Here is a 9,904-nt window from a genome sequence, read left to right as displayed (position 1 = left end):
AACGCGATTGCGAACCATCGTCTGGAAGATGTGGAAGGTTCCCTACAAGAGACAATGGGGATTACAAAAGTTAGGTGTAAATAAGAGCTTAGCTAAACTAACATCGTACGCAGGAAACCACTACCAGTGGGTAGCTACCAAAACCTGTGTAAGAAGGGCAATAACTAAACAAAAACTAGGCCAAGCAGGCCTAGTCAGTTGTTTAGATTACTACCAATATAGACATAACATATATTCATAATGGAGTCGCCGGATACGGAACCGTATGTCCAGGTGACGTGAGAGGGCGATTGATTTCGCCCTACTCGATTTATAAAGGAGGAGAAAGAATATGTCAGAACAACAATTTGAAACATTGCAATTACACGGTGGGCAAACAGTGGATAAAGAAACCGGTAGCCGCGCGGCACCAATTTATCAAACCACTTCTTATGTTTTTGAAGATGCAGATCAAGCGGCAGAACGATTTGGCTTAAGCGATCCAGGCAACATTTACACTCGTATTACTAATCCAACAAACGCGGTCTTAGAAGAACGTCTAACTCTCCTTGAAGGCGGCGTAGGCGCGGTCGCTACGGCTTCTGGTTCTGCTGCTATCACTTATGCTATTCAAAATGTCGCGCAAAACGGAGACCATGTCGTTTCTGCAGCAAGTCTTTATGGTGGAACATATAATTTGTTTTCTCATACATTGCCTACCCCCTAGGGATTACAACGACTTTTGTCGATTCCGATGATCCTCAAAATTTTTCAACAGCTGTACAAGAAAATACCAAAGCAATTTTTCTTGAGTCTTTAGGAAATCCGGATATTAATATCGCAGATTTTGCTGCAGTCGCTAAAATTGCTCACGAAAATAATATTCCATTAATCGTGGATAATACTTTTGCTACTCCTTACTTATTTAAACCTTTTGAGCATGGAACAGACATTGTCGTTCACTCTACAACAAAATACTTAGGCGGTCATGGTGTAGCTTTAGGTGGCGCTATTGTTGATTCAGGAAATTTCGATTGGTCCTCCCGGGAAGTTTCCACAATTTGTCGACCCAGATCCTAGTTATCATGGTGTTTCTTGGGTAGAAGCAGCGGGGAATGCCGCTTTTATCACGCGTGCACGTACTGTTTTGTTGCGCGACACTGGTGCAGCAGCTTCTCCATTTAATTCTTGGTTAATATTATTAGGTATAGAAACTTTATCTCTGCGCTTAGAACGACACGTCGAAAACGCACAAAAAATCGCAGAATTTCTAGAAAATCATCCGAAAGTGGCTTGGGTTAACTATCCCGGTTTAAAAAGTAATAAATATTACACATTAGCTCAAAAGTATTTCCCTAAAGGCACTAGTGGCATTTTCACTTTTGGACTTAAAGACGGCGCCAATGCTGGCAAAAAATTGATAAATCAAGTGCAATTATTTTCTTTACTAGCAAATGTGGGTGATGCCAAGTCACTGATTATTCACCCGGCTTCCACCACTCATTCCCAATTAGATGAACAGCAGTTAAAAGATGCCGGTATTCAACCAGAAACGATTCGTTTGTCCATCGGTCTAGAAAATAGTCAAGATTTAATCGATAATTTAACACAAGCCTTAGAAAGTATTTAATAAGAAGGTGGACTTATGCCTTTAAAATTAACTCATAACTTACCTGTAAAACAGCTATTAAAAGAAGAAAATATTTTTGCGCTAGAACACGATCAAGCTTTACGACAAGACATCCGTCCGTTAAAAATCGCCATATTGAATTTGATGCCAAATAAGATGACAACCGAACTTCAATTACTACGTTTATTGTCCCAAAGTCCTTTACAAATTGATGTTGATTTTATCCAAATGCAAACTCATCAATCAAAGTACACAGATGTGACGTATTTGAATAACTATTATCTAACCTTTGATGATATTAAAGAAAAATTTTTTGATGGTTTAATTATTACAGGAGCTCCAGTAGAACAATTAGAATTTGAAGAAGTTGACTATTGGAAAGAGCTGACAAAAATTTTAACTTGGAGTCAGACGCATACTACTTCTACATTGCATATTTGTTGGGGAGCGCAAGCATCTCTTTATTATCATTACGGGATAAATAAAACGAAGTACTCGCATAAATTATTTGGCATTTACGAAAATAGTATTGTCAATAGTCATCGGCTTTTGCGTGGATTTAGTGATGTATTTTTTGCTCCACAATCTCGCTATACAAGTATTGACGAAAACCAAGTAAAGCAAGCTCCACTCACTATCTTGACCGAAAATGCAAATATCGGGGCGCTGATGCTTGTATCTAATGACCAACAAAATGTTTTTATATTAGGTCATATGGAATACAGCACCCAAGCTTTACACAATGAATATCAACGTGACCAAAACCAAGGAATTTCCACTGCGCCGCCGGAAAATTATTATTTTGGAACTCCTAAAAAGGAAAACATTAAAAATCAGTGGCGCTCAGAGGCTTATTTGTTTTATCATAATTGGTTAAATGATATCTACCAACGAACACCTTATGAATTTACCGGAAATACTTGATAATGAGAAGTTTCCAAAATCATCAAGATGCCAGGTTTTTTCATTGGTTGAAACTCCACTAAACTCAAGTTGTTCCAGTATAAAAAGTATCGAAGAAGCGAGATAGACCTCTTCGATACTTTTTTGTTTTATATTATGAATTAATATTTACTTCACTTTCATAAGGAATCGATGGCTGAGCGCCATAACGCTGTACAGTTAAAGAAGAAGCTTTATTCCCATAATTAATCGCTTCTTCTATATTATTCATATCTAACGATAGCTTTGTTACTAAAGCACCAATAAAAGTATCTCCAGCGGCTGTCGTATCTTTAGCTTCTACTTTGATAGCTGGAACAAAACCATTTCCAATGTTAGCAAAAGAATAAAAAGCGCCCTCACTTCCTAACGTAACGATCAACCCCTGGATGCCCATTTGGTGGATAACTTGAGCTGCTCTATCTAGTTCTTTTTGGTTCGTTACCTTAATGCCTGTAATCATCTCCAACTCTGTTTCATTAGGAACAAGAATATCAGTTAATTGAAGAAGTTTTTCTGAAATTTGTTTAGGCGCCGGGGCGGGGTTAAGAACTGTAGTCACATTTGCCTTTTTAGCAATTTCAAATCCCCTTCAATGCTCGATAAATTTGTTTCTAATTGAGCAACTACAATATCACTTTCGACAATCAACCGACTAACTTCGTTAATATGCCTTTCAGAGAGTTTCATATTTGCCCCACCATGAATAACAATGCTGTTCTCTCCTTTATCATCGACCATAACATAGGCGCTGCCCGTTCGTGTATCTTTTAATTGCTTGATCCCTTGAATATTGATATCATCTTCTTCTAACAGTTCAAGAATCATCTTAGCATACATATCATCTCCTAAAGCACCAATAAAACTTACCTGCCCACCATTTCTTGCAGCAGCAATCGCCTGATTGGCTCCCTTGCCGCCACCACCAGTAAACATTTCCTTAGAATGGAGTGTTTCACCAGGTTTTGGTAAACGTTCAGTTCTAATAGTTGTATCAAGGTTCATACTACCTAATACTGTAATTTTGTTCATATTATTTTTCTCTCCAATTTATCTATTTATACGTTTAGTATAATCCGCTTGATAACGTGTTAAAGATGTTCGGAAAAAAGTTTCGGGAATATAATATTTATTTTGTGCCAAAAGCTCACCGTCATTTGAATATAAATCCTCAGTTAATAAAACTAATTTTTGTTCCTTAGGAAATTTTCTACGAAAACTATTAACATCCCGAGTAGAGATCGTTATAGTCAATTGTGAACTCAAAACCTTCTTATAAATATCTGTTTCTAAAAATTGAATAATACAATCGCTGTCTTCTAAATCAAGTCCAAACTGTCTTACAGTTTCAGGTAAAATGATCGAAAATATATTTGCAACATTTTGTTCATAACTTTTATACCAAACATTTATAGTTAAATAAGATAGATCTTGTACTTGAAATAATCTATCTGTAAAAATACTACTTGGATTTTTATAATAGTAGGCATCTTTTTCAGTAATTTGGTCAGAAGGAAGGTTTAAACTTTCCATAATAGGACAGCTAAGATTACTAATCCCTTTATAACTTTCTGTAGACGTACCAGTAGCTACAAAATGCCCTTGTCCATGAATACTGTGAATCATCCCATCTTCTCTTAATAAAGACAGAGCAGTTCGTAAAGTTACTCGGCTGATTTTAAAATCTTGTGTTAATTTTTCTTCAGAAGGTAATTTTGATCCTGGTGGAAATTGAGATCGTTTGATCATTGACATCATTTGGTTATAAATTTGAACATATTTAGGTGTACGGTGCATTTTATCTTCATCCCTTACAAGTGATATTTAAAATTATTATCTTTATTGTATCATAAGCACCGTTTTTCTTACTTTAAAGTTCCCGACTAAGTTCAATAAAAGAACCATAGTTTGTTCTTCCCTCGATTTTAAAAGAACGTATCGGAACAAACTCTTTAGCTAATAGTAATTTCAACATACTTTGATTAGTATGATTCGTAGTAATTTTCACCTGTTTTATATGTTTATTTATTGAAGCCCAATCTAAAATGTCCTGCAATATTAATTTAGCCAGCCCTTGTTCTTTATATAAAGAATTCACTACAAGACGATGGATATCTACTGTATTTCCTTTCATTTTCACCGTGACACAAGCTTGCTTTTTTTCACCGTATAGCCAAAGTGTTCTTTGTTGAATATCTTTTTTTATTACACTTGAATTAGGGTAATTTTCGTCCCATTGCATAACCCCTTTAGCTTTCATTTGTTCTTTTCCGTCTTCAATAAGATTTAAAATAACAAAAAAATCCTCAATTGAAGCTAATTTTTTTGTTATTTTCATCATATTTATTGAAAAATCATTAATGATAAAATGACAGACATTATCACTCCAAAAATCATAGGTACTGAAGTTCGTTTGATAATTTGTACCGGCGAAAGTTTAGTAGTTCCTGCTACAATTAAGACTACTGCTGCTACTGGTGACACTGCTCTTAATAAGTTTCCTGAAAGCTGCATTGGTACGGACAAAGTTACAGGATCAATACCTGCTGCATCTGCTAATGGAATCATTAATGGAATCATAGCAAATAATAACGCGGTTCCACTTCCACTTAACAGTACAATAATAGCAGTGAAAATAACCATAACTGCTGGCAATAAAATTCCTGAGCCGTCAACACTCGTCATGGCGCTTTGAACCAAATCAATAATACCAATCGAAGTTAATCCTTGAACAAAAACTTGTGCTGCTACTAATAGTGCTACTACACTCATAACATCGCCCATTCCATTAAAAAAGGCACTTGTCTCTTGTAGTACATTTTTCAAAGTTTTCTTGTTAATAACTTCTACTAATACCGCTGCGATGAAACTAATAATACTTACTACTTGTACACTAATATTTAACTCAGTTCCTACAATGATATTTACTACAAAAACTAGTAGTAATAAAATAATCGGTAGTAATGGCAAAACCCCATAAACAAAACCCTTAAACCCAGAATACATGAAAGTTTCCTCTGATTGCTCTTTATCTGAACCATTTTGTTCTAATTCATCAGTATAAGTTAAATTTTCGTTTTCTTTTTTATCTTCATGTTTCTGCCAGAAATAATGAACTAATGCTATTGCTAAAAGTGTTGGTATAGAAACAATCGCATGATTTGTAAAGACATATTCAGTTGCACTTACTCCTAATTGAGCAGCGATTGCTACATTATCTGAACCTAAAGGCGTAGGTACAATTGTGGCCGATGTCGCAATCACTGCCGCTGAACTAAATCTTGACACGCCAGCTGCTCGCAAGACTGGATACAAAGTAGCTAATAAAATAATTGCTAAGTTCGAAGCACTTGGAATAACAAGCGATAGTAAGTTTCCTATTAAAAATACAATGGGAATCAAAACATAAACAGATTTAATTTTAGAAATAGGCTTAGTTAATGCGTGCACAGTTACTTGATTCGCATTAATATGATTCATATAAGCACTATACCCACCTAAAATCAAGATAACAAAACCTGGGCCAACTAATGTATCTGAAAACTGATCAACAATAGACTGGAAGGGATCTAGCCATATAATTCCTGTGCTTTCTGTAATGTCTAAATTGCGTCCCATAAGGAGTGCAATGTACATTAGCCCAACGCCTAAAAGTAACAATGTCATTTTTATGTCATTTTTCTTTAATAACATATATACCAAAATACCAACTGCAATTAGTCCAACTCCGCAAGTTATTATGACTTCCATATTTTTTCCTCCTAAGTTAATTAGCCTTTTCTAAAGCAGCAACAAACCATTCCTCAAATTGTTTTGAATCAACTGCTACAGCAACATCAGCATTATTAGGTAATTTTAAATAATTTTTTAAATCAATTAATGAAGCACCTGCTGTGAGACTTCCGTTAGTCTCGATCTCAACTCGCGTGGTTACTTCTTCAAATATTTCTGGTTTTAGTAACAAAGCGATAGCTAACGCATCATACATGTTTAATCCACTTGCAAAACTTCCCCCTCGGTATTTAGAAAATAATTGGTAAAACATATCACCGGTTTTGTTTAAATCCTTAATCTTTTCCGAAGTTTCTGGCATCACTTTAGCTTGTCGGCCTACTTGCATCGGAGCTACACGTATTTTTACCCCGCTATTAAACACCATCTTAGTAGCCTCTGGATCAGAAGCAAAATTAAATTCCGACAATACACCAAAGTTTCCCCTATCTAAGGTCCCCCCCATCACAACAACTTCTTCAACTTTCGCTAAGTCTTGCGGGTATAAATGGATAAATAATGCAATATCTGTTAGAGGGCCAATCCCCACTAAAGTAGTATTTGTTTTATTTTTACTAACAACTTGATGCATTGCCTCGACTGCTGTTAAAGAAGTGTCAGCAGACTGAGTCGCTTCCGGAAAGTTAAAACCTTCCATTCCTGTCTTACCATGAACATTGCTAGCTTCAATGGTTTCTCGTATTAAAGGCTGTTGGCTCCCAGCTACAATCTTTGTATTCTTATTAAAAAAAGTCATCAATTTTTCAGTGTTAGCAACTGTATTTTTAACGCTTACATTTCCAAATAAAGGACAGATAAGTTGTACGTCAAGTTCTTCACTAAATGCTGCTAAAGCTAGCGCAACAGCGTCATCAATGCCCGGGTCGGTACTTACAATTACATTTTTTTTCATACTTAACATCTCTCTTTCAAAATTTTAATTCAGACAAGCGCTTTCCCTAAATAGAATAATACCTCATTGTATTATTTAAGTCAACGTTGTATTTTTCAAATAATAATCTTATAATAGATAAGTTAATTTCCAAATTTTACAAAAAGCCTCTTCACATCATTTATTTCTTATTGTACAATTTCTAGTGGCTGAAAATACTATATATTGTGTTTTGCACTATAACAAAACACTTTATTTGGTATTTTTTTACTTGAAAATGTTTAAGGAAAACTAAATTCATAGTAATTACGGGAGGAATGCTTACATCAGAAAAAAGAGGCTAGAAAACAAAGAGATCTGGGTAGCAAATTAGATAAGGTGGATAGTAAATATGGAGCATGGAAAATTGAACGCGTTATATTTAGCAGAAAATAAACTACATAAAGTAAATGATGATTCTAAAGGACTCAAACTTTTTAATTATTTTGTTACTTTTGCGATGGTTATCGTCACAATTTGGGGAAGTTTTAATAACGGATGGTTAAATCTAGCAAATTTAATGTCATGGTTAGGTCTTATTGGCGTCATTGGAATTGCCTACAGGTGGAAAGGCAACTTTTTATTTAATATGAGTCAAAATGTGGTTGGCTTTATTGTAAATACAAGAGCCAAGCTGTTCGGGGATGCTGCGATGTCTTTGTTTTTCTTTGGTTCTCAAGTTTGGGGAATTAAAGACTGGTTTGGTCATCAAGATAGTGAAGGGAAAGTAACTACTCACTCGCAAACAAACTGGAAACAAGTAAGTATTATGATACTATTTCTTTCCATTGGTATCGGAATTGCTTCTTACTTTTTAGGTGGCAATTACATTATATTGGATGCTGTAACCAATGCAACAGCAATTATTGCGCAGACAATGCATATGAATAGAAATAAAAATGGATGGATCATTTGGACTTTGACCAATATTATCTCAATTTATATGTTTACTTCTTTAGGGGTAACGCAAGTCGCAGTGATGTATACAGTATTTTGTTTTAACAATGTCAGAGGTTGGATCAATTGGACTGTAACTGGCGAGCATAAAACAGCGTAATTTGGCATAAGAAATCTAAAATAATCTGATAATGACAACTTATCCATTATCAGATTATTTTCATGATACTAATATGTTTATAAAAAAGGAATACAACTTTTTTATAGCTATACACATTATTTTTAATCTTGTTACAATCTCTTAGTATTAAGCACAATTAGTTAAAAGGTTATTGCAAGTTTGCAACTGAACTCCCTTCGATAAAACTATCTTTAATAATTGTACTTTCAACATGCTCTGAATGTCCTTCCTTGCTAAGTTTCAACATTGTTTCCAGTGTAGTTTTAGCTAATTCTGCTTCATTTTGATCAATACAAGTTACTTGTGGAGATATAATTTCTTGCATATCTAAACTCCCAAAAGAAACTAGAGAAATATCTCCTGGAATTTCTAGACCAATGCTATTAACTGCAGCAATAACACCAGCAGTCATTACATTGTTAGAACTAACAATAGCTGTATATGGGTCAGAAGATTCTCTATTTGAAAGCAAAAATTTTTTTATAGCATTAAAGGCTTCTTCCTTTTTAAACTGACCTGAGACAATATTGTACTCATTTAACTCTAAACCATTTTCCAATAAAGCAGCTTGATACCCTCTCATTCGATCCTGTGAGGTAACTACATTTTCTGGTCCAGAGACAAAAGATACACGAGTATGCCCCTTTTGTAAGACATACTCAGTTAACCTCTTAGAAGATTCAAAGTTATCGCTTCCTACAAAAGGAACTCCTTCGATATTCATATCTCTATCAAGCAGAACAATTTTCCCTCCTAAGTCAACTAAGTTTTCTATAAAACTAGGATCAGTAGTAGAAGAAGCTACTGCAATTACATCAACTCCCTTATTAGCAAGCATTGACAATATTTTATTTTCTTTTTCCACAATTTCATTTGTATTACATACCAATAAGTTGTATCCTTCATCAAACAATCCGTCGCCAACTCGTTTAGCTATCCTTGAATAATATGTATTATTAATATCTGCCACCACTAACGCCATTAGCCCTGATTTCTTTAGTCTTAAGTTCCTAGCAGTCGTATTACGGTTAAATTTTAAATCATGAACCGCCTCTAAGATTTTTTCTCGTGTTTCGGCTTTTACAGGATAATTTTCGTTTAAAACCCTAGACACGGTTGCTGGTGAAAATCCAGATTTTTTAGCAACATCTTTAATTGTAGTTTTTTTAACTGACATAATTATCATCCAATCATTATTTATGAAGTATCGTTAATTAAAAACGATACTTAATTAATAGCTCGATTTAATAAATATAAAACCTGAATGATTTATAAAAATTTGTGGATAACGCATTCGACCGATCAACGAGGTGACTTTTATGTTATTTTCCCTTTTTATCGCCACTTTTTAATCAAGAATAGGAAGGGATAATCGAACGACGCTAAAAAAAGATAAAATTCTTCCTAGAGAATGAAAGCCAAGCCTTTTTTATAAGGATGAAAAGGGCAAAAGTAAACTAGAGATTCAATCGCTGAATTCGTGTAAGGACTTCCCAAAAAAGTGTATTGTAAACATTTGTACTTGATAAGTGAATTTGCACTTGACGCGCGTGCTCTGTGACTTTTCCAGCAA

The 9,904-nt window shown here is 34.8% G+C and carries 7 protein-coding genes and 2 pseudogenes; 3 read left to right on the top strand and 6 right to left on the bottom strand.

The genetic code is table 11. From position 1 onward, the window contains the following. Positions 1-331: 331 nt before the first annotated feature. Positions 332-1,609: pseudogene (locus tag G577_RS11415) on the top strand (O-acetylhomoserine aminocarboxypropyltransferase/cysteine synthase family protein). Between the two features lie 15 nt (positions 1,610-1,624). After that, positions 1,625-2,533 (top strand): homoserine O-succinyltransferase, encoded by a 909-nt coding sequence (locus tag G577_RS0109145; RefSeq protein WP_028790941.1) that lies wholly within the window; start codon positions 1,625-1,627, stop codon positions 2,531-2,533. A 133-nt stretch (positions 2,534-2,666) separates the two neighbouring features. Here the strand turns inward: G577_RS0109145 and rbsK are convergent. The 5 genes and pseudogenes from rbsK to G577_RS0109120 all read right to left on the bottom strand — a co-directional run bounded on the left by rbsK (position 2,667) and on the right by G577_RS0109120 (position 7,235). After that, positions 2,667-3,583, bottom strand: a pseudogene (gene rbsK / locus G577_RS11410) (ribokinase). Between the two features lie 18 nt (positions 3,584-3,601). Beyond that, on the bottom strand, positions 3,602-4,348 hold the full coding sequence (locus G577_RS0109135; protein WP_028790940.1) for a GntR family transcriptional regulator: 747 nt from the start codon (positions 4,346-4,348) through the stop codon (positions 3,602-3,604). A 73-nt stretch (positions 4,349-4,421) separates the two neighbouring features. Next, positions 4,422-4,889 carry a GNAT family N-acetyltransferase gene (locus G577_RS0109130; protein WP_162141355.1) on the bottom strand — a complete coding sequence of 156 codons (468 nt, stop codon included), beginning with the start codon at positions 4,887-4,889 and terminating at the stop codon, positions 4,422-4,424. Positions 4,890-4,894: 5 nt separating this feature from the next. Continuing rightward, on the bottom strand, positions 4,895-6,301 hold the full coding sequence (gene dcuC / locus G577_RS0109125) for a C4-dicarboxylate transporter DcuC (protein ID WP_028790938.1): 1,407 nt from the start codon (positions 6,299-6,301) through the stop codon (positions 4,895-4,897). 16 nt (positions 6,302-6,317) lie between these two features. Then, on the bottom strand, positions 6,318-7,235 hold the full coding sequence (locus G577_RS0109120; protein WP_244869460.1) for a nucleoside hydrolase: 918 nt from the start codon (positions 7,233-7,235) through the stop codon (positions 6,318-6,320). 370 nt (positions 7,236-7,605) lie between these two features. Here G577_RS0109120 and pnuC point away from each other — a divergent pair, with 370 nt between their 5' ends. After that, positions 7,606-8,310: a nicotinamide riboside transporter PnuC gene (pnuC, locus tag G577_RS0109115; RefSeq protein ID WP_028790936.1), complete on the top strand. Its 705-nt coding sequence runs from the start codon at positions 7,606-7,608 to the stop codon at positions 8,308-8,310. Between the two features lie 169 nt (positions 8,311-8,479). Here the strand turns inward: pnuC and G577_RS0109110 are convergent, their stop codons facing one another. Then, positions 8,480-9,508 carry a LacI family DNA-binding transcriptional regulator gene (locus G577_RS0109110; RefSeq protein ID WP_028790935.1) on the bottom strand — a complete coding sequence of 343 codons (1,029 nt, stop codon included), beginning with the start codon at positions 9,506-9,508 and terminating at the stop codon, positions 8,480-8,482. Between the last annotated feature and the right edge of the window lie 396 nt (positions 9,509-9,904).

Source organism: Tetragenococcus muriaticus DSM 15685, assembly GCF_000423785.1.
GTDB lineage: Bacteria > Bacillota > Bacilli > Lactobacillales > Enterococcaceae > Tetragenococcus > Tetragenococcus muriaticus.
This window is presented reverse-complemented; position numbering and strand designations above follow the sequence as displayed.